Below are 18,267 nucleotides of genomic sequence, written 5' to 3' on the forward strand. Positions count from 1 at the left end.
CTTGATCGCATGACTCGCGTCGCGGCCATCGACTGTGGAACGAACTCCGTCCGCCTGCTGATCGCCGATGCCCAGCCCGACGGGTCGCTCGTCGACGTCACCCGGCAGATGCGCATCGTGCGGCTGGGCGAGGGCGTCGACCGGACGGGGCGGCTGGCGGAGGCGGCGATCGAGCGCACCCGTGTCGCCCTGGTCCACTACGCGGCCGAGATCGCCGCGGCCGGGGTGGACCGCGCCCGGATGGTCGCCACCAGCGCGAGCCGCGACGCGTCCAACGCCGACGACTTCCGGGCCATGGTCACCGCCACCCTCGGCTTCGCCCCGGAGGTCGTCAGCGGCGACGAGGAGGCCCGCCTCACGTTCGCCGGCGCGGTCCAGGGGCTGGGGGCCGAGCCGCCGTTCCTGGTCTTCGACATCGGCGGCGGCTCGACCGAGTTCGTGGTGGGCTCCGCTGGCGGCGTCGACGCCGCGATCAGCGTCGACATCGGCTGCGTCCGGCTCACCGAGCGCCACCTGCACGACCACCCACCGACGGCGGCGCAGGTCGCGGCGGCCGAGAAGGACATCACCGGCGGGGTCGACCGGGCCCTCGCGGCGGTCGACGCCGGCCGGGCCCGCACGTTCGTGGGGCTGGCCGGGTCGGTGACCACCGTCACCGCCCTGGCGCTGGGGCTGACCGAATACGTGCCGGAGCGCATCCACCGGGCCCGGGTCTCCACCGCCGACGTGGCGAAGGTGACCGCGGACCTGCTCGCCGCCACGCCGGAGCAGCGGCTCGCCAACGCCGTCATGCACCCGGGGCGCGCCGACGTGATCGGTGCCGGTGCGCTGATCCTGCGCATCATCCTCGAACGGGCCGGCGCCGTCGACGTCATCGCGTCCGAGTCGGACATTCTGGACGGTGTCGCGATGTCGTGTTTGCGTCAGTAAAAGGTCAGCCGGTGCGGCGCACCTCGGCGCGGGACTGCTCGCGCGGGTCGGCGTCGTCGCGGGACCACCACCAGCCGTAGGTCAGGACGCCCTCGGCCGGCATCGTCATGATGATCTTCGCTGGCATGGGTCCCTCGTACGCGTTGAACACCCCGGGCTCGTGCTCCACAAACCGGGTCACACCGGGCAGTTCCAGGCACGTGACGTGGAGTTCGAGCCGCCCGGCCTCACTCGCCGTGAGGATGGTGTGCTCAACGTGTTGCAGGCCCTTGCTGTCACTGACCGCCTCGTAGTCGAGGGTGATCGCGTTGCCGCGCACCACCGACGTCACCTTGATGCGGGCGACGAACGGCCCGGACTCCAGCCCGTCGCCGCGCCCGCGGTAGACACCGGGCGCTGAGGCGAGGCGTTTCAACAGATCGGTCACGGCGCACACCGTAATACGTGCGCGCACCTGACTGTATGCATCTCGCACCTGCGGTTATCGTGGGCCGTCACCCCCGCGCCTAAGGGGCACGTTAGGGTGATATTTGCGGCATATCCGGAAGGAAGCACATGTCTGATCAGTACCCGCCGCCCGGCGGCTATCCGCCGCCCCCCGGTGGCGGTGATCCATACGGGCAGCAGCCACCACAGTACGGCCAGCAGCCGCAGTACGGGCAACAGCCGCAGTACGGGCAGCAGCCCCAGTTCGGCGCCCCGCAGTACGGGGAGCAGCCGCAGTACGGTGGCGCCCCGCAGTACGGCGACCAGCCTCCCTTCGGCGCGCCGCCCGGCCCGCCCTTCGGCGCCCCGCCGCCCCCGCCCCGCCGGGGCAAGGCCGGCAAGGTCATCCTGATCATCGTCGCGGTCCTCGCCGTGCTGTGCGTCGGGTGTGGCGGCGCGATCTGGTACTTCGCCAAGGACAGCTCGACCAACGCCAAGGTCGGCGACTGCCTCGCGGGTGACGAGATCACCGGCTCGAGCACCAAAGAGGTCGACCTCAACATCGTCAAGTGCACCGACGCCAAGGCGAAGTACAAGGTCATCGGCATCGTCGACAAGGTGGCGCGGGCCGACGCGCTGAAGCAGAAGACCACCGTCTGCGACGCGTACATCGAGCAGGGCGCGGAGTCCGTGCTCTGGCAGGGCACCGACCCGGCCAAGGGGCAGGCGCTCTGCCTGGGTCCCGCCAAGTAGTTCCCCCGAAGCACGCCCTGACGGGCGGTCCGCGACACGCGGGCCGCCCGTCGGCTTGTGCACTTGATAGTACTGCGCATTGCGTACTACTCTGCTTCACGTGGACACCACCCAGCTGCTCAAAGGGGTCCTCGACCTGGCCGTGCTCGCCGTCCTGCGGGACGAGGACGGGTATGGCTACGACATCCTGCGCCGCCTTCGGTCGGCCGGGCTCGACGAGGTCGGCGACGCCTCCGTGTATGGCACCCTGCGCCGGCTCTTCCAGGCCGGGATGCTCACCACCTACGTGGTCCCCAGCGAGTCGGGGCCGCACCGCAAGTACTACGCGTTGAACGCCGCCGGCCGGACCCAGCTCGGCGCCTCGGGCAAGGTGTGGCGGGGCTTCGCCACGACCATGGACCAGTTGATCGGGGAGACGTCGTGACCGAGGCAGCCACGATCGAGATCGACTACTACTACGAGCGGGTGGCCGCGGCCCTCGCCGACCTGCCCGCGGAGACCCGCGACGAGCTGCTCGAGGACCTGCCGGCGCACTTCGCCGAGGTGCTCGAGGAGCAGGGCGGCCCGCTCGTCGACCGGCTCGGCCCGCCGGCGACCTACGCCGCCGAGCTGCGCGCCGCCGCCGGTCTCGACGCCGCCGCGGGAGCGGAGGCCCGCCGGGCGCCGGTCGTCGTCTACTACGAGCGGTTCGTCGCGGCCCTGCCGGAGCTCGACCGGCGCGCCGGCCGGGTCATCGGCTACCCGCGGGTGACGGAGTTCCTGCGGCTGCTGCGCCCGGCCTGGTGGATCGCCCGCGCGGTGGGGATCGTGGTGCTGATCTTCGCCATGGACGTGGTGCCCGCCGACCGCTTCGACGACCCGATCGGCTGGCTGCTGCTGACGGTCGCGATCGTCGTGTCGATCCGCGTCGGCGCGACGGGCGTGCCCCGGGCGCCCCGCTGGATCCGGTTCGCCGGGACCGCCGTCGCCGTCGTCGGCGTGCTGTTCGTGATCGCGAACGCGCCGAGCCTGCTGCGGGGGTATGGCAGCAGCCAGGACTACTACCCGACCAGCGGCGGCCGCTTCGACAGCGTGACCAACGTCTTCCCGGTCGACGAGCAGGGCCGCTCGCTGCAGCACATCACCCTGTACGACCAGAACGGCCAGCCGATCCAGGTCGGCGACTACTGGCGCTGCACCACCGGCGACGAGTCCAAGCCGGTGAGCTACCCGCTGTGCCTCGGCACGCCCCGCCCCGGCGAGTCCGAGACGCCGTCGCCGTCCGTGCCGCCGTCGGCGTCGCCCTCCGCCGTTCCATCGGAGTCTCCCGCCGCGCCCGGTTCGCCATCGGCGTCCCCGTCGGCGTCGGCGTCGCTCAGCCCGAGCCCGTCCCGCTAGTTTTGAGGCGTGCCAGACGACCTCGACCTCCTCGACGCGGAGATCTGCGACTGCCGGCTGTGCCCCCGGCTGGTCGAGTGGCGGGAGCAGGTCGCGGCGACGAAACGGGCCGCGTTCCGCGACCAGGAGTACTGGGGCCGTCCCGTCCCCGGCTTCGGCGCCCACGACGCCACGCTCGCCATCCTCGGCCTGGCACCCGCCGCACACGGGGGGAACCGGACCGGTCGCATCTTCACCGGCGACCGGTCCGGTGACGTGCTGTTCGCCGCCATGCACCGGGCCGGCCTCGCCAACCAGCCCACCAGCGTCAGCAGTGACGACGGCCTGTCACTGGAGCGCACAAGGATCTTCTCCGCGGTGCGGTGCGCCCCACCGGACAACAAGCCGACCCCCGCGGAGCGCGACACCTGCGCGCCCTACCTGCACCGCGAGCTCGCCCTCATCCGCCCGACCCTGCGGGTCGTGGTCGCGCTCGGCGGATTCGCCTGGGCCGCCTTCTGGCCCGCGCTGCGCGCCGTCTACGGTGTAGCACCGGCACGAAAGGTACCGTTCGGCCACGGCACCCTGTGGCAGGCCGACGGCGCCCCCGCGTTGCTCGGTTGTTACCACGTGAGCCAGCAGAACACCTTTACCGGCAGGCTCACGCCAGGAATGCTGGACGAGGTTTTCACCCGTGCGAAGGCACTCGCCGGGATCGGATGACGCTGACCGACGGGATGTCATGGACCGCACCTTCAACCGCTGGTTGCCGGTGCTCGCCGTCGTCGCCGTGCTCGGCATCGCCACCGCGGCCGCGTCCACCTCGTCGCCCGAGATCAGCAAGGTGCCCGTGCCGGAGCTGCTCGCGACGCCGCCCGCGGTGTCCCCGACGCCGGACGTCATGACCTCGGGCGGGCCGCTGGCCTCGGCCGCGCCGGAGGAAGCCCCGTTCACGCTCCCCGACTGGGTGACGTACACCGCCGGCATCCTGTGCCTGCTCGTCGTCGCGGTGCTCGTCGGCTGGCTCGCCTGGTCGCTGCTGCGCAACGCCGGCCCGAAGCGCAAGGCCCGGCTCTTCGTCGAGCCGAAGCAGCCGACCCCGATGACCGACGGCGGCGCCGAGGTGATCGCCGCGGTCGACGCCGGCATCGTCGAGCTCTCCGACACCGACACCGACCCGCGCCGCGCGGTCATCGCCTGCTGGGTCCGCCTGGAGCGGGCCGCCGCGGCCGCCGGCACCCCCCGCGAGACCGGCGACAGCCCCACCGACCTGGTCACCCGGCTCCTCGCCGGCCACCAGGTCAGCCGGCCGACCCTCGAAGGGCTCGCCTTCGTCTACCGCGAGGCGCGGTACGCGACCCGCCCCGTCGACGAGCGGTCCCGCCAGGGCGCGATCGAGGCGCTGCGGCAGCTGCGCTCGGAGCTGTCGCTGCAGGGAGGTGCGGCCCGTGGCGCGTAACCCCGACGAGATGGTCAGCCTCGAAGAGCTCTTCGACGCCGGCCGCACCGCCGTCGCCGCCGACCCGCGGCCGGTGCGCCGCCCGTCCCGGCCCTACGACACCCGCTGGTGGATCCGGCGGCTGTTCATCGCGTTCGCGCTCACCACCGTCGGCTGGGGGCTGCTGTACGTGGTGGGCCTGACCGTGTCGTACCCACTCGTCTTCCTCGGCATCCTGGCGGTCGGCATCATCCAGGAGGCGCTGCGGCAGGTCCATGCCGACGAGCTGCCGGTCACCGTCACCGGCCGCGGCCTCACCCCGGTCCGCCCGCCGACCCTGGCCAAGAAGAAGGCCCTGGCCAGGACGCGGCGCACCGGCGAGGTCCTCGACGGCGTCCCCGTCCTCGACGGCCTGCGCCTCGCCGTCGGCCGGTGGGAGGACCGCCTCGTCTGGGGCGAGCGCGACGCGAAACGCTTCGCCGCGCTCGTCGTGCCCCGCATCTCCGACCTGGTCGACACCAGGCTGCGGCAGAAGCACGGGATCACCCTGGCGGGGTCGCCGAGACAGGCAAGGGCACTGCTGGGGGAGGAGCTGTGGACGCTGCTGCACCAGCCGCCGTCGCGCGTGCCGAGCCCAGGAGACGTAGCATCGATCGTCGCGAAGGTGGAGGGGCTATGAAGACGCTCGCACCGGCCGAGGTTGGCCGGATCGCCAAGGTGGTCCTCGACCAGGTCGGCACGGTGGTCGTCGGCAAGCGCGACTCCCTGGAGCTGGTGCTGGCCGGGATCCTCGCCGGCGGGCACGTGCTGCTGGAGGACCTGCCGGGTCTCGCGAAGACGCTGACCGCGCGCTCGTTCGCGCAGGCGCTCGGCATCAGCTTCCGGCGGCTGCAGTTCACCCCCGACCTGCTGCCCGCCGACGTCACCGGCTCGTTCCTCTACGACCAGCGCTCGCACGAGTTCACCTTCCGTGCCGGCCCGGTCTTCACGAACCTGCTGCTCGCCGACGAGATCAACCGCACCCCGCCGAAGACGCAGTCGGCGCTGCTGGAGGCGATGCAGGAGCGGCAGGTGTCGGTCGAGGGCGCCACGTACCGGCTGGACCCGCCGTTCCACGTCCTCGCCACCGCCAACCCGATCGAGTACGAGGGCACCTACCCGCTCCCCGAGGCGCAGCTGGACCGGTTCCTGCTGCGGGTGTCGTTCGGATACCCGGACGCCGACGAGGAGTGGGAGGTCCTGCGCCGCAGGATGTCCCGCCGGCAGGAGGACGCGATCCTCGAGCCGGTCGTCGACTCCGAGACCCTCCTCGCCATGCAGGGCGCGCTGGAGGACGTCAGCGTCGAGGACTCGATCGGGCGGTACATCGTCACCCTCGCCGCGGCGACCCGCTCCCACCCGCAGGTCCTCGTCGGCGCCTCGCCCCGCGGCTCGCTCGCGCTGCTGCTGCTCGCCCGGGCCGCCGCCGCGCTCAGCGGCCGCGACTACGTCATCCCCGAGGACGTCAAGGCCGTCGCCGTGCCCGCCCTCGCCCACCGCATCACGCTCCTGCCGGAGATGTGGCTCAAGCGCATCGACCCCCGGGCCGTCGTGGGCGAGGTGCTCGCGCAGACCCCGGCACCCGCCAGCGGCGCGCTGCCCACGTACGGCGGAAGGCGTGGCTGAGCGGCGCCCCTCGCCGGGCGTGCGGTCCCATGCGCGGGCCTTCGAACCGACCCGCGCGCTCGGCCGGGCGGTCTTCGTCGCCGGCGTGCTCGTGTTCGTCGCCGTCCTCATCGGCCGCTTCGACCTGGTCCTGCTCGCCACGCCGTTCGCCCTCGGCACCGCCCTGTCGCTGCTGCGCCGGCCCGCCCGCGCGCCGACCCTCGAGGTCACCGCCGCCGAGCCGTTCGTCGTCGAGGGCGCCGACCTCGACGTGAGCGTGGGCGTCGGCAACCCCAACCCGGGCGGATTCGACCTCGTCGTGGTCCGCATCGCCGTGCCCCGCTGGATCCGCCTGGAGCACAGCGACCGCCCCTACGCCGTCGGCGTCGACCCCGGCACGATCGCCTCCGTCGACCTGCACGGCCGGGTGCTGCGCTGGGGCCGCCACCCGCTCGGCCCCGTCGACGCGCACGGCTTCGCCGCCGACGGCCTGCTCATCAGCCGCGCCGTGCAGGCCCCCGCGCTGCCGATCAAGGCGTACCCGGCGATCGAGCACTTCGACGCCGCCGAGGCCATGCCCCGCGCCGCCGGCCACGTCGGCGGCCACCGCTCCCGCCGCCCCGGCGAAGGCGGCGAGCTCGCCGGCGTCCGCCGCTTCGGCTCCGGCGACCGGCTGCGCCGCATCGACTGGCGCGTCTCCCTGCGCACGCGGGAGCTGCACGTCGTCAGTACCCTCTCCGACCGCGATGCCGAGGTCGTCGTCCTGCTCGACGCCCTGCACGAGGCCGGCCGCTCCGGCGGCATCGGCGGCCGCGCGTCCGTCCTGGACACCACCGTCCGCGCCGCCGCCGGCATCGCCGAGCACTACCTGCGCCGCGGCGACCGGGTGGCGCTGCTGCAGTACGGCGGCCAGATCCGCCAGCTGCGCCCCGCCAGCGGCCGCAGGCACTACATGACGACCCTCGAGTGGCTGCTCGACATCGCCCCCGCACAGGTCGCCGACGAACCGCCACCCTCGGTCTTCGGCCCGCACATGGTGCAGCACAACGCGCTGGTCATGGTCCTCACCCCGCTCCTGGACCCCCGCTCGGCATCGATGCTCGCCAACCTGGCCCGCGCCGGCCGCTTCGTCGTCGCCGTCGACACCCTCACCGAGCCCTCCGCCGCCCTGCGCGGCACCGGCCCGTGGGGCGCGGTCGCCCACCGCCTCTGGCTCCTCGAACGCGACAGCGTCATCGGCCAGCTCCGCGAGCACGGCGTCCCCGTCGTCCCCTGGGGCGGCGCCGGCAGCCTCGACGAGGTCCTGCGCGGCGTGGCCCGCGTCGCCCTCTCCCGGACGGTCACCAAATGATCGAGGAGCTGCAGGACGCCCTGCTCACCCGCCTGGGCCGCCTCAAGGACATGCTCGAGCGCGCCGCCGCCGGCCCCCTGCTCGTCCGCTTCGCGGTCTTCCTGCTCACCCTGGTCGCGGCCCTGGTCGCCTTCCCGGCCGAGGTGATCCTCAGCCCTCTCGCCCTGCTGATGGCCGCTGTACTGGCCGCGCTGCCCGCCCTCTTCCCCCGCACCCGCCTGGTCGGACTGGCCATCCTGCTGTGTGCCTTCGGCTGGCTCCTGAACACCTACACGTACGGCCAGAAGATCACCATCCCGCGCCTGATCGCCCTGGCGACCGTCCTCTACCTCACCCACTCCCTGTCCGCCCTGGCCGCCGCCCTGCCCTACGACGCCATCGTCTCCCCGGGCATCATCGTCGCCTGGCTCCTGCGCGCCACCGCCATCGTGAGCGCCTCAGCCATCGTCAGCGTCATGCTCCTGGCCGTGGTCAAGGCCGTCATCGGCCCGGTCTTCCTCCTCGCCTCCCTGGTAGGCGTCCTGGCCGCCGCCACCCTGGCCTGGTTGATCACCCGCAAAGCGCCGTAATAACCCCCACCGCTGCCGCGGCGCGGCCCCGGCGGGGATTCTCACCCGCACCCCGATGCGCCGCTCCGAGACGCACTGCCCGCGCCGAGGCGCGCGGCAGGCCAAGCGGCGCCTGCGCGCCGCGCCCGGTGGTCGCCCGCCGTCCTGACCGGGCCAGGGTGCGAACGCCGGTACTCGGACTGTTGGCACGCTCAACCCTGGGCATGACGGCGGGGCGGGCGCGCTGCACGTCAAGGTGGTCCGGCGGCAGGACATTGAAGTATTTGCTGTTTGGCGTATGTGTGAGAGGCGCCGTTCACAGTCCTGCGGAGCGGCGGAAATGTCGTACTCGGTCGCTACGATAAAACGGTAGATGAATTCGACGATCTGATTCATTACCGGCAGGTGTCACGGGTTTGTGGTGGCCGGCGGGCGCGTCGCGATGCCGATCAAAGGCTGCCTGTGGGCGTTCCTGGACGGCGGTGACCAGCGGGATGCGGTGCGCATGCGCCGCTTGTTCTACCTCGCGCCACAGCGCGGGCAGTGCGTCGCGGAGCGGCGCATCGGGGTGCGGGTGAGAATCCCCGCCGGGCCCCGCCGCGGCAGCGGTGGGGGGATTTGCAGTGACTGCGGTTACAGCTTGCGTAATGGTCGTTACATGTCTGTGGCCTGACTGAAGATGAGGGGTGTTCGCGGCTAGCGTTGCTGGTGTGGCTGCTAAGCGAATCCTTATCGTCGGTGCGGGGCACGTCGGGCTCTACGCCGCTCTTCGTCTGTCCAAGAAGCTGGGCCGGCACGAGGCCGAGGTGACGGTTGTCGATCCGCAGCCGCACATGACCTACCAGCCGTTCCTGCCGGAGTCGGCGGCCGGCAACATCTCACCGCGGCACTCGGTCGTGCCGCTGCGGCGCGAGCTGAAGCGCTGCCACGTGCTCGCCGGTGAGGTCACCCGGATCGAGCACGCCCGGAAGGTGGCCATCGTCCAGCCGATCGTGGGGCCGCCTCGTGAGGTGCCGTATGACCACATCGTCGTCGCGCCGGGGTCGGTGTCGCGGACGCTGCCGATCCCGGGGCTGCGCGAGCACGCGGTCGGCTTCAAGACGATCGGTGAGGCCATCTTCCTGCGCAACAGCGTGCTGGACCGGCTCGACGTCGCCGCGACCACGATCGACCAGGCGACCCGGCGCCGGGCGCTGACGTTCGTGTTCGTCGGCGGCGGGTATGCGGGCATCGAGGCCCTCGCCGAGATGGAGGACATGGTCCGGGGCGCGCTGCGGTACTACCCGGAGATCCCCCAGGAAGACGTGCGGTTCGTGCTCGTCGAGGCGGCCCAGCGGATCCTGCCCGAGGTCGGGCCGGAGATGGGCGCCTACACGGTGGTGCAGCTCACCCGGCGCGCGATCGACATCCGGCTCGGCACGCGGCTCGAGTCGTGCGTCGACGGGATCGTGAAGCTGTCCGACGGCGACGAGTTCCCGGCGGACACGATCGTGTGGACGGCGGGCGTCAAGCCGCACCCGATGCTGGAGGACACGGACCTGCCGCGGACCCAGCGCGGGGCGATCACCTGCCTGCCGACGCTGCAGGTCGTGGACGCCGACCAGAACGTCGTCGACGGGGCATGGAGCGCCGGTGACTGCGCCGCGGTGCCGGACCTCACGTCGGCGGTGCCCGGGGCGCTGTGCTCGCCGAGCGCGCAGCACGCGGTCCGCCAGGCGGCGCGGCTCGCCGACAACATCGCCGCCGTGGTGCGTGGGCGCCGCCCGGTGGAGTACAAGCACAAGCACGTCGGCTCGGTCGCCGGGCTCGGCCTGTACAAGGGCGTCGCGCACGTCTACGGGGTCAAGGTCCGCGGGCTGCCGGCGTGGTTCATGCACCGGACGTACCACCTGAGCAGGATCCCCACGCTCAACCGCAAGATCCGGGTCCTGGTCGACTGGACGCTGCAGCTCGTGCTGCGCCGCGAGGTCGTCGCGCTCGGGTCGCTGCACGAGCCGCGCGAGCCGTTCCTGACCGTGGCCCCGCCGATCCCGCTGCACCCGACGGCCAGGTCGGACCAGAAGGCGAAAGCGGCCTAAGGCGCGCGCCACACCCAGACGTCCTCGACCCGCTCGCCGGGGCCGAGCAGGCCGTCCATGGTCTGCTTGAGCGCCCCGGCGTTCGGGTGGCGGGGGTCGAGCACGAAGGACGCCGCCCGCCAGTACGCGACGTCGCGGGCGAGCGCGGTCCGGTCCTGGTCGGTCGGGGAAGCGGCGAACCCGGACTTCGCGACCCGCTGCAGCAGCTGCGACGTCGGCCGCGGGTAGACGCCGACGGCCGCCGCGCCGCCCTTGCCGTACGGCCCGATGAACCAGCCCTGCGGGGTGGCGATCCGCACGTCGGTCGCCGCCGCCCACCGCATCGCGTCGGGGTCCCGCGGATCCGGTAGCGGCACGGGCACGACCACGCCGTCCTCGGGCGTGTACATCCGCCAGTACCCCTCCGTGAAGAACCGCGGCGCGGGGGCACGGTCGGTCACCGGCAGCGGCACCGGGGCGAGCGGCACGAGTGCGGCCGTCACCGCGACCGGCACCAGCAGCCGCAGGGTCTCCGTCTGCGTGATCGCCGCGTGTACGACCCGCGCCACGATCACGGCGAGCAACGGGATCGCGCCGAGGGCGAACCGCGTCGGCAGCGCCGACTCGATCACCGGCAGGCCGGACAGCAGCGCGAACGGCCCACGCTGCTCGGTGGGCGAGTCGTCGACGACGATCCACGGGCCGAGCGCGAAGAGCGACAGCACGACCGTAGTCACGGCCGACGCGAGGACCGCCGGCTGCCGCCACATCCAGACCGTCGCCCCGAGCGCGACCAGCAGCAGCGGCGCGCCGAAGAAGGTGGTGTACTCCGCGGGCCCGCTGACCAGCCGCGCGGCGCTGTCGTCGCCGGCGAGCGACTGCGGCGAGATGGCGGTGAAGCTGGCGAGGTCGGCGGAGAAGAAGGAGGGATGGAACACCCCGCCCGAGGCGCTCTGCGGCCCCTGGAACTGCAGCCACAGCGGGTACGCCAGCAGCGCCGCGGCCAGTCCGGCGCCGATGCCCAGGCCGAGGATGAACGGCGGCACCACCCGCCGCGACGGCCGGGCCGCCGCCGCGAACACCAGCGTGAACACCGCGAGGGTCACGGCCGCGAGGAAGAGCACCTCCTCGCCGACGAAGAACTGCGCGGTGACGAGCGCGCCGAGCAGCACTCCGGTCCGCGCGGTCCGCCACGTCACGTCCGTCTGGTGGGCGAGGCGGACCACGCACCAGACGATCGGCGGCACCAGCCACGCCGCGGTCATGTGCAGGTGCGCGTTGGACTGCGACACCATGCCGGGTGCGAACGCGGCGAACGCGCCCCCGAGCAGCGCGCCGGCCCGGTGCGTCCCGAGGGTGCGGGCGAACAGCAGGTACCAGCCGATCCCCGTCGCGGCGAGGTTGCCGGCGACCAGCAGGCTGAACGTGACTGGCGCGCCGAACGCGAGGGTCACCGGGGCCATCAGCAGCCCCATGCCGATGAGCGAGGCGTTCGCGAGGAGGTTGACGCCCTCGGGCGCGTTGAGCATGCCGGTCACGAGGGTGAAGTCGCCGCGGTACGCTCGGGTGGCGTAGGCGAGGAACCACTCGTCGAGTGCCTGGTCACTGGGGTTGTGCGCGAGCACGCGCCCGGCCGGACCGGGCCACAGCCGGTGCGTCAGCAGCGCGGCGGCGAGGATGAAGAGCAGCCCGGCGCCCACGTCGACCGGCCAGCGTCGCGACGCATGCAACGGTGGACCCTCATTTGTCAAGGGCTCCGGCGGCGCCATCTCAACCTCGTCGGTCAGTGGGGGGCTGCTCACCCGGATGACAGTAACGGCGGTCCCCTTGTCGGTGTTGACGGTTCGTCGGACGGGCTACCGTGAGACGCGTTTCTACGCCCGGGTGGTGGAACGGCAGACACGGCCGCCTTAAAAGCGGCTGCCGCGAGGCGTGCGGGTTCGAACCCCGCCCCGGGCACTCCTTCCTGTTGTCCCACCGTGCGCGGTGGGCGCCGCGCGAGGGCGGGCGACGCACTCGCACCGAGCGTTTCGCCGTGTGTTCATGTGCTGGTCGTCCTCGTGGTCGAGGCTCGCGGGAAACACATTTCCCGCGAAGGACCGGCGACATTGCGCACCCCATTCCGTGTGATTCTTGCCCTTTTACCCGCATTATCGGGTGTCGCCATTGCGACCACCTCGGCGGTCGCGGCGGACACCCCTGCCATCCACATCAACGAGGTTGAGTCCAACGGCGGCACGCCCGGCGACTGGATTGAGCTGGTCAACACCGGTGCCACGGCCGTCGACGTGTCGGGCTGGCTGGTGAAGGACAACGACGACACCCACGTGTTCACCATCGCGGCGAACACGACGGTGGCGCCCGGCGGCTACCTGGTCGTCGACGTCGACCCGGCGTTCGGGCTCGGCGCCGCCGACTCCGCCCGGCTGTTCGCGGCCGACGGGACGACGCTGGTCGACTCGTACACCTGGACCGCCCACGCGGCGACGACCTACGGCCGCTGCCCGGACGGCACCGGCACCTTCGTCACCACCTCGTCCTCGACGCGCGGCGCGGCCAACGACTGCGCGCCGGCCGCCGCGAAGGTCCGGATCAACGAGGTCGAGTCCAACGGCGGCACCCCGGGCGACTGGGTCGAGCTGCTCAACACCGGTGCCACGGCCGTCGACCTGTCCGGCTGGCTGGTGAAGGACAACGACGACACGCACGTGTTCACCATCGCGGCAAACACCACCCTCGCCCCCGGCGCGTACACCGTGGTGGACGTCGACCCGGCGTTCGGCCTGGGCGCCGCGGACTCGGCACGGGTCTACGCCGCCGACGGCACGACGCTGATCGACTCGTACTCGTGGACGGCCCACGCGGCGACGACCTACGGGCGCTGCCCGGACGGCACCGGGCAGTTCGCGACGACGTCGTCCTCGACGCGCGGCGCGGCCAACGACTGCACCTCGCCGGCGGCCAAGGTGAAGATCAACGAGGTCGAGTCCAACGGCGGCACGCCCGGCGACTGGGTCGAGCTGGTCAACACCGGCGTCACCGCGGTCGACGTGTCGGGCTGGCTGGTGAAGGACAACGACGACACGCACGTGTTCACCATCGCGGCCAACACCACCCTCGCCCCCGGCGCCTACCTGGTCCTGGACGTGGATGCCGTGTTCGGCCTCGGCGCCGCCGACTCCGCCCGGCTCTTCGCGGCCGACGGGGTGACGCTGGTCGACTCGTACACCTGGACCGCCCACGCGGCGATCACCTACGGCCGCTGCCCGGACGGCACCGGACCGTTCGCCGCCACGACCGCCTCGACGCGGGGCGCGGCCAACGCCTGCGCCGGCCAGACGCCCGCCACGGCCTGGCCGGGCGGCGCCGACGTCACCACCGCCGACCAGTCCGGCGTGTTCGGCGGGAACATGAGCGGCCTGTCGTTCCAGGGCCGCGACGTCCTCTGGGCGGTCAAGAACGGACCGGGCACCCTCTACCGCCTGACCTGGGACGGGTCGGCCTGGACGCCGTCGTCGGCCACCGTGCTGCACTACGCGGACGGCACCGGCGACGTCGACGCGGAGGGCGTGGTGTGGCGGCCGGACGGGATCTACGTGTCGACCGAGCGGAACAACGCCGTCAGCGGCGTGAGCCGGCCCACGATCGAGCGCTACGACGGCGTCAGCGGGACCGCGAACGCCGAGTGGAACCTCACCGCCGACCTGCCGGCCGTCGCCGCGAACAGCGGCCTGGAGGCGATCACCTGGGTGCCGGACGCGTACCTCACCGCGCACGGGTTCGCCGACCAGCGCACCGGCGCCGCGTACGACCCGGCCGTGTACCCGGGCCACGGCGACGGGCTCTTCCTCGTCGGGCTCGAGGCCAACGGCAGCGTCTACGCGTACGCGCTCACGCCGGGCGGCTTCACCCGGGTCGCGACGTTCGCCAGCGGGTTCCCGTCGGTGATGGACCTGGAGTTCGAGCCGGAGACCGGCCACCTGTGGGCCGTCTGCGACGACACCTGCAACGGCCGGGTCGCCACCCTCGACGTGACCGCGGGCGCGTTCGCCGTCAGCGGCCTGTTCGAGCGCCCCGCCGGCATGCCGAACCTCAACAACGAGGGCTTCGCGATCGCGCCGCAGCAGGCGTGCGTCGCCGGTCGCAAGCCGGTGGTCTGGTCCGACGACAGCGGCACCGACGGGCACGCGCTGCGCGCCGGCACGGTCACCTGCGTCGACCTGGACGCCGACGACGACGGCATCCTCGACGCCGTCGACCCGGCGCCCGCGGACCCGGCCAACGCGACGTTCGCCACGGCGGCCGTCTCCGGCCGGATCGTCGGCACGGGTGGGCGCACCGTCGCGGTGTCCGCCGGGCCGTCGTCGTCGGTCCGGTTCGATGTCGGCGCCGGTACCGCTCCCGCCGAGGTCCAGCTGTCCGGCAGCGACGCGGCGATCCGGTTCGGGGAGGGCTCCTATCTGCTCACCGGCCTGGTCGGCGTGTCGACCCTCGCCGGTGACGCCGCGACCGTGGCGGTGACCGCGCGCTCGGTGCCGGTCACGTTCAGCGTCCCGGCCGGCGGCTCGCTCGAGCTCACCGACGCGCTCACCGGCATCCGGCACACCGGCGCCGTCACGGTGCAGGCGGCCGGGCTGACCTGCGGCGCCGTGGACGCGGTCGTGGTCGGCACCACCGGCAACGACCGCCTCGCCGGCACCGCCGGCAACGACCTCATCGTCGGCCGCGGCGGTAACGACACCGTCACCGGCGGTGGCGGGTCCGACTGCGTCGTGACCGGCCCCGGCAACGACGTCATCACGACCGCGGGCGGCGACGACCTGATCGACGCGGGCGGCGGCAACAACGTCGTCGACGCGGGTGCCGGTGCCAACACCGTGATCGCCGCCTCGGGCAACGACGTCATCACGACCGGCGCCGGCGACGACCGGATCGAGGCCGGCGGCGGCAACAACGTCATCCGCGCCGGCGACGGCAACAACGTGGTCGTCACCGCCTCGGGCAACGACAGCATCACCACCGGTGCCGGCGACGACCGCGTCGACGCCGGGAACGGCAACAACACCGTCTCGACGGGCGCGGGCGCCGACGTGATCGGCACCGGGAGCGGCAACGACGTGGTGGACTGCGGCGCCGGCACGGACAGCGTCGCCGCAGGTCGCGGCAACAACACCAACGCCGGCGGTCGCTGCGAGTCGTTCGGCGTCTGACACCGCGTGTGCCGGCGAAACTGAGATCCACTCAGTGCCGGCACACGCGGTACGCTGGTCGTACACATGAATGCGACGCCTCTGGAGGCTGATCGTGCAGAGTTCGAACCCGGTGCTCAACCGCCTGGGTCAGGCGGCGAGGCAGGAGCGCTCGCAGCTGTCGCCCCCGGGCTTCGGGTATCCCCAGTCCGGCTATGGGGTGCCGCAGCCCCCGGCCGCAACGCGGGCGATGACCATGGACGACGTCGTCGTCCGCACCGTCGCCCTGCTCGCGATCACCGGCATCTTCGGTGCGGTGTCGTGGGTGCTGCTGCCGGCCGGTGGCGCCATCACCGCGATCGCGACCATCGGCTCGCTCATCGCGGGCCTGGTCCTCGGCCTGGTCATCTCGTTCGCGCAGGTGACCAACCCGGCCGTCATCATGGCCTACGCGGCACTGCAGGGCGTGCTGCTCGGCCTGGTCAGCCGCTGGTATGAGGGTGCCTACAGCGGCATCGTCATCCAGGCGGTCATCGGCACGTTCGGCATCTTCGCGATCATGGCGGTGCTCTACAAGCTGCAGATCGTGCGGGCCACGCCCCGCTTCACGAAGATGGTCATCGGCGCGCTCATCGGCGTCGTGGTGCTGAGCCTGGCCAACTACCTGTTCTACCTCTTCGACATCAACCTGGGCCTGCGCGAGTACAGCCTGGACGGCAAGGTCGGCTGGCTGCCGATCGTCTTCAGCCTCGTGATCATCGTCGTCGGCGCGCTCACGTTCGTCCTCGACTTCGACGCTGTCGAGCAGGGCGTCCGGTATGGCCTGCCGGAGAAGTACGCGTGGTACTGCTCGTTCGGCATCCTGGTCGGCCTGATCTTCCTGTACTGGGAGATCCTGCGCATGCTCAGCTACCTGCGACGCTGATGAGTGCCGACGACCCGCTCACCGCGACGGTGGGCAGGCTGGTCGGCCAGGTCGGACACTGGACGCCGCCCCGGTGGGCGGCGTCCGGCGTGTCCGGGGTCCCGCGCGGCGACGCGGTGCACGAGCTGATCCAGTGGCTCGCCGACCGCTGCGCCGACGCCGAGGGCCGGCCGCGCCTGCCGGTGCCGCGGCTCGACAACGATCTCGCGCTGCCCGACCAGCTGCGGGTGGTGGCGGCGGACCTGGCACGCTTCGGCGGCCCCGCCCTGGTGGACGAGGCCGCCGAGATGGTGAAGGCCGTGCGCGGGCAGCTCTGACGCCTGCGTCTCAGTGAGGCTGTGATGCCCGCGCCCGGCTGACGCGACCCTACCTACGACAGGCGCTCGATGACCATGGCCATGCCCTGGCCGCCGCCGACGCACATCGTCTCCAGGCCGATGGACTTGTCGTGCCAGTTCAGCGAGTTGATCAGCGTGCCGGTGATGCGGGCGCCGGTCATGCCGAACGGGTGGCCGACGGCGATGGCGCCGCCGTTGACGTTGAGCTTCTCGATCGGGATGCCCAGCTGGCGGTACGACGGGATCACCTGCGCGGCGAAGGCCTCGTTGATCTCGACGAGGTCGACGTCGTCGATGGTCATCCCGGCCCGCTTCAGGGCGCTGCGGGAGGCCTCGACCGGGCCGATGCCCATGATCTCCGGCGACATGGCGGTCACGCCGGTCGACAGGATGCGCGCGAGGGGCGTGATGCCCAGCTCTCGGGCCTTGACGTCGCTCATGATGACGACCGCGGCGGCGCCGTCGTTGAGCGGGCAGCAGTTGCCGGCGGTGACCCGGCCGTCGGGGCGGAACACGGGCTTCAGGCCGGCCACGCCCTCCAGGGTCACCCCGGCGCGGGGGCCGTCGTCGGTCGAGACGACCGTGCCGTCGGGGGCGGTCACCGGGGTGATCTCGCGGGCCCAGAAGCCGTTGTTGATCGCTTCCTCGGCCAGGTTCTGCGACCGGACGCCGAACTCGTCCATGTCGGCCCTGGTGACGCCTTCGAGCTCGGCGAGGTTCTCGGCGGTCTGGCCCATCGCGACGTAGATGTCGGGCAGGGCGCCGTCCTCGCGCGGGTCGTGCCACGGCTCGCCGCCGCCCTCGGCGCGCTTGGTGGTGCGCGCGTACGCGTCGGCGAAGGCCGGGTTCTGCCAGGGGCCGCCGACCGCCGCCTGCGCCTCGGTGGGCAGGCCGTCGGAGTTGCCGCGGGCGAAGCGCGACACGCACTCCACCCCGGCGGAGATGAACACGTCGCCCTCGCCGGCCTTGATCGCGTGGAACGCCATCCGGGTCGTCTGCAGCGACGACGCGCAGTAGCGGGTGGTGGTCGCGCCCGGCAGGTGGTCGAACCCGAGCAGCGTGCTGACCACGCGGGCCATGTTGAAGCCCTGCTCGCCGCCGGGCAGGCCGCAGCCGAGGTACAGGTCTTCGATGTCCCGCGGGTCGAGCTCGGGCACCTTGGCGAGCGCGGCGCGCACGATGGTCGCGGCGAGGTCGTCGGGGCGGAATTCGCGCAGCGATCCCTTGGCGGCACGGCCGATCGGGGACCGGGCGGTGGCGACGATGACAGCTTCCGGCATACCACCGACGCTACTGCAGGGTAATCAACCCC

At 72.4% G+C, this 18,267-nt stretch carries 17 protein-coding genes and 1 tRNA gene; 15 read left to right on the forward strand and 3 right to left on the reverse strand.

Features of this window, described 5'->3' with window-relative positions:
- Positions 1-9: 9 nt before the first annotated feature.
- Positions 10-930, forward strand: coding sequence for an exopolyphosphatase (locus ACQEVZ_RS31405; protein WP_433373127.1), 921 nt, complete (start codon positions 10-12; stop codon positions 928-930).
- Between the two features lie 4 nt (positions 931-934).
- Here the strand turns inward: ACQEVZ_RS31405 and ACQEVZ_RS31410 are convergent, their stop codons facing one another.
- Complete coding sequence (locus ACQEVZ_RS31410; protein WP_344501734.1) at positions 935-1,357, reverse strand: hypothetical protein; 423 nt, start codon at positions 1,355-1,357, stop codon at positions 935-937.
- A 128-nt stretch (positions 1,358-1,485) separates the two neighbouring features.
- Here ACQEVZ_RS31410 and ACQEVZ_RS31415 point away from each other — a divergent pair, with 128 nt between their 5' ends.
- The 10 genes from ACQEVZ_RS31415 to ACQEVZ_RS31460 all read left to right on the forward strand — a co-directional run bounded on the left by ACQEVZ_RS31415 (position 1,486) and on the right by ACQEVZ_RS31460 (position 10,524).
- The gene (locus ACQEVZ_RS31415) at positions 1,486-2,109 is read left to right on the forward strand and encodes an LppU/SCO3897 family protein (protein WP_354890861.1); all 624 of its coding nucleotides are present in this window, start codon (positions 1,486-1,488) and stop codon (positions 2,107-2,109) included.
- Positions 2,110-2,209: 100 nt separating this feature from the next.
- Entirely contained in the window at positions 2,210-2,533 is a 324-nt protein-coding gene (locus ACQEVZ_RS31420) for a PadR family transcriptional regulator (protein ID WP_203845204.1), read from the forward strand.
- Positions 2,530-3,486 carry an HAAS signaling domain-containing protein gene (locus ACQEVZ_RS31425; RefSeq protein ID WP_433373132.1) on the forward strand — a complete coding sequence of 319 codons (957 nt, stop codon included), beginning with the start codon at positions 2,530-2,532 and terminating at the stop codon, positions 3,484-3,486. Before ACQEVZ_RS31420 ends, ACQEVZ_RS31425 begins: the two co-directional genes overlap by 4 nt.
- A 9-nt stretch (positions 3,487-3,495) precedes the next feature.
- The gene (locus tag ACQEVZ_RS31430; protein ID WP_344501731.1) at positions 3,496-4,188 is read left to right on the forward strand and encodes a uracil-DNA glycosylase; all 693 of its coding nucleotides are present in this window, start codon (positions 3,496-3,498) and stop codon (positions 4,186-4,188) included.
- Between the two features lie 19 nt (positions 4,189-4,207).
- The gene (locus tag ACQEVZ_RS31435; RefSeq protein ID WP_433373135.1) at positions 4,208-4,924 is read left to right on the forward strand and encodes a DUF4129 domain-containing protein; all 717 of its coding nucleotides are present in this window, start codon (positions 4,208-4,210) and stop codon (positions 4,922-4,924) included.
- A complete protein-coding gene (locus ACQEVZ_RS31440) occupies positions 4,914-5,582 on the forward strand; it encodes a hypothetical protein (protein ID WP_344501729.1) in 669 nt (222 codons plus the stop codon). Before ACQEVZ_RS31435 ends, ACQEVZ_RS31440 begins: the two co-directional genes overlap by 11 nt.
- Positions 5,579-6,568: an AAA family ATPase gene (locus tag ACQEVZ_RS31445; RefSeq protein WP_344501728.1), complete on the forward strand. Its 990-nt coding sequence runs from the start codon at positions 5,579-5,581 to the stop codon at positions 6,566-6,568. The genes ACQEVZ_RS31440 and ACQEVZ_RS31445 overlap by 4 nt, the downstream gene beginning before the upstream one ends.
- A complete protein-coding gene (locus tag ACQEVZ_RS31450; protein WP_433373140.1) occupies positions 6,561-7,898 on the forward strand; it encodes a DUF58 domain-containing protein in 1,338 nt (445 codons plus the stop codon). The genes ACQEVZ_RS31445 and ACQEVZ_RS31450 overlap by 8 nt, the downstream gene beginning before the upstream one ends.
- Positions 7,895-8,467, forward strand: a complete 573-nt coding sequence (locus tag ACQEVZ_RS31455; protein ID WP_344501726.1) for a hypothetical protein — start codon at positions 7,895-7,897, stop codon at positions 8,465-8,467. Before ACQEVZ_RS31450 ends, ACQEVZ_RS31455 begins: the two co-directional genes overlap by 4 nt.
- Positions 8,468-9,156: 689 nt before the next feature.
- Complete coding sequence (locus tag ACQEVZ_RS31460; protein ID WP_433373143.1) at positions 9,157-10,524, forward strand: NAD(P)/FAD-dependent oxidoreductase; 1,368 nt, start codon at positions 9,157-9,159, stop codon at positions 10,522-10,524.
- On the opposite strand, the gene ACQEVZ_RS31465 is transcribed toward ACQEVZ_RS31460, so the two are convergent.
- Positions 10,521-12,233 carry a hypothetical protein gene (locus ACQEVZ_RS31465; RefSeq protein WP_433373146.1) on the reverse strand — a complete coding sequence of 571 codons (1,713 nt, stop codon included), beginning with the start codon at positions 12,231-12,233 and terminating at the stop codon, positions 10,521-10,523. The two genes, ACQEVZ_RS31460 and ACQEVZ_RS31465, sit on opposite strands and share 4 nt — an antisense overlap.
- Positions 12,234-12,381: 148 nt before the next feature.
- Here ACQEVZ_RS31465 and ACQEVZ_RS31470 point away from each other — a divergent pair.
- The 4 genes from ACQEVZ_RS31470 to ACQEVZ_RS31485 all read left to right on the forward strand — a co-directional run bounded on the left by ACQEVZ_RS31470 (position 12,382) and on the right by ACQEVZ_RS31485 (position 16,934).
- Positions 12,382-12,462: transfer RNA gene (locus tag ACQEVZ_RS31470), tRNA-Leu, on the forward strand.
- A 167-nt stretch (positions 12,463-12,629) separates the two neighbouring features.
- On the forward strand, positions 12,630-15,713 hold the full coding sequence (locus tag ACQEVZ_RS31475; RefSeq protein WP_433373149.1) for a lamin tail domain-containing protein: 3,084 nt from the start codon (positions 12,630-12,632) through the stop codon (positions 15,711-15,713).
- Positions 15,714-15,807: 94 nt separating this feature from the next.
- Entirely contained in the window at positions 15,808-16,617 is an 810-nt protein-coding gene (locus ACQEVZ_RS31480; RefSeq protein WP_344501722.1) for a Bax inhibitor-1/YccA family protein, read from the forward strand.
- Positions 16,617-16,934, forward strand: a complete 318-nt coding sequence (locus tag ACQEVZ_RS31485; RefSeq protein WP_344501721.1) for a hypothetical protein — start codon at positions 16,617-16,619, stop codon at positions 16,932-16,934. Before ACQEVZ_RS31480 ends, ACQEVZ_RS31485 begins: the two co-directional genes overlap by 1 nt.
- Before the next feature lie 53 nt (positions 16,935-16,987).
- Here the strand turns inward: ACQEVZ_RS31485 and ACQEVZ_RS31490 are convergent, their stop codons facing one another.
- Positions 16,988-18,235, reverse strand: a complete 1,248-nt coding sequence (locus ACQEVZ_RS31490) for an acetyl-CoA C-acetyltransferase (RefSeq protein WP_433373155.1) — start codon at positions 18,233-18,235, stop codon at positions 16,988-16,990.
- Positions 18,236-18,267: the final 32 nt, after the last annotated feature.

The organism is Dactylosporangium sp. CA-152071 (genome assembly GCF_050936335.1).
In the GTDB taxonomy this organism is placed as follows: domain Bacteria; phylum Actinomycetota; class Actinomycetes; order Mycobacteriales; family Micromonosporaceae; genus Dactylosporangium; species Dactylosporangium maewongense.

Coding starts and splice junctions, on each gene's coding strand:
- ACQEVZ_RS31405 (WP_433373127.1), top strand. CDS start 10: ATGACTCGCGTCGCGGCCATCGACTGTGGAACGAACTCCGTCCGCCTG.
- ACQEVZ_RS31415 (WP_354890861.1), top strand. CDS start 1,486: ATGTCTGATCAGTACCCGCCGCCCGGCGGCTATCCGCCGCCCCCCGGT.
- ACQEVZ_RS31435 (WP_433373135.1), top strand. CDS start 4,208: ATGGACCGCACCTTCAACCGCTGGTTGCCGGTGCTCGCCGTCGTCGCC.
- ACQEVZ_RS31445 (WP_344501728.1), top strand. CDS start 5,579: ATGAAGACGCTCGCACCGGCCGAGGTTGGCCGGATCGCCAAGGTGGTC.
- ACQEVZ_RS31455 (WP_344501726.1), top strand. CDS start 7,895: ATGATCGAGGAGCTGCAGGACGCCCTGCTCACCCGCCTGGGCCGCCTC.
- ACQEVZ_RS31485 (WP_344501721.1), top strand. CDS start 16,617: ATGAGTGCCGACGACCCGCTCACCGCGACGGTGGGCAGGCTGGTCGGC.
- ACQEVZ_RS31490 (WP_433373155.1), bottom strand. CDS start 18,235: ATGCCGGAAGCTGTCATCGTCGCCACCGCCCGGTCCCCGATCGGCCGT.